This is a genomic window from Flavisolibacter nicotianae, assembly GCF_003628535.1.
GTDB lineage: Bacteria > Bacteroidota > Bacteroidia > Chitinophagales > Chitinophagaceae > Flavisolibacter > Flavisolibacter nicotianae.
On the sequence record NZ_RBCI01000053.1, the window covers coordinates 1 to 1251 of the forward strand.

The 1251-nt window shown below is 41.4% G+C and carries 1 protein-coding gene; it reads right to left on the minus strand.

Going from position 1 to position 1251, the window contains the following annotated elements; translation table 11 throughout:
- Nucleotides 1-251 precede the first annotated feature (251 nt).
- Nucleotides 252-716 carry a WapI family immunity protein gene (locus D6024_RS26360; RefSeq protein WP_121357808.1) on the minus strand — a complete coding sequence of 155 codons (465 nt, stop codon included), beginning with the start codon at nt 714-716 and terminating at the stop codon, nt 252-254.
- Between the last annotated feature and the right edge of the window lie 535 nt (nt 717-1251).

A 1251-nucleotide genomic window follows, 5' to 3' on the forward strand; every position in this document is an offset into this window, starting at 1 on the left:
AGCTGACGCCGGCCATTCAGTTCGCTCGAACTCCGCACACCCATGCTAACTAAAGAAAAGCTTCCATCATTTGTAGAGCATTCACTCCAGATGAACACTGGAGCAATTCAAGACACACACGAATAAAGCTTTAAGCAGTTGTGGCACTCATTGATATTCAGCCTCAATATTGCACTAAAGCTGCGTAAAGATATTTCGCTTAGCCTTTGCAGTCAAGCCGCAATTGCTAAAAGCTGCTGTTGGCTGCTGCCTTATTCGTTTTTGATTTTGAAATCTCCGTCAATTGGAAACTTCTTTGTGATTTTATCAAGCTGTTTAACGTTTTCCTTGATTTGTGTCTGGTCAAAGCTGATTGAAAAAGATAAAGTCTGTTCTAGATGTGGTTCAGGTGTTGCCTCACAATCAAGCTCAAAGTGTCCCAGCCCATCACCATTAATTTTAAGAATAAGTTGCCCTTCTAAGGGTTCAAATGTCGCTGAACCATTGAAGTCGTTGTCAAGCTTTTTTAGCTGTTGCTTAAACACTTCAAAGTCAGTTGTCATAAATTCAGCAGCAAATTGTCCGCTGAACACTCCTCCCTTTACCGTTACCCAAGTCTTTATCCAATTCCTGTCCCAATCAAGTTGCCCGTTAGGGTAGGTCAGGCTCAATGGCTCAATGCGGATAATGTCACCAGCGTCTGTAAATTCTAAGTATATGTCTGAAGTATGTGTCATGAAGGTTGCAGCCAAATTAGCGCTTGCCGATGCACCGGCATTTGTAATCCGTCAGCCCTGGTAAGTTATTCAAAAGCTCATTAAAGAACAAAATGCTGAATGATGGCTCGTCAGCCGGTATATTGGCAAGCGCCTGTTATACGCATCGTCTTTAAATTGAGCCATAGATTATTTCAAACGGAGCGTCAATTTCCTTTTCAATCTCAATCAACTTGTCTTCGTTTATGTCGTCGAGGGTTGCCACAAAACAGACATATTGATTGCTAAATGCAACCTTCTCATGGTAGGTAAGTGCAGAAAGTTGGCTTTTCTTACTGCAATTGGGACAAACTAACTCCGCAGAAGCTATGTCAGTTTCTTTTTTTTGTTCGTATTCCCTTTCTGTAGTCGCAAATAGAAAGTCATTTACATCTGTAAGCTCCCCCTGAATTCGCTGCGTTTAAAAGTATAAAATCAGTTGTTTTCTTTTGGTTTAAACATAGGAATTTGGATTTTATGGTATTCAACTGGCGGCACGAAGCCCAAGGCCTGGTGT

Bases quoted from the DNA above. Each gene is read 5' to 3' on its own strand.
- D6024_RS26360 (WP_121357808.1), bottom strand. From the start codon at position 716: ATGACACATACTTCAGACATATACTTAGAATTTACAGACGCTGGTGAC.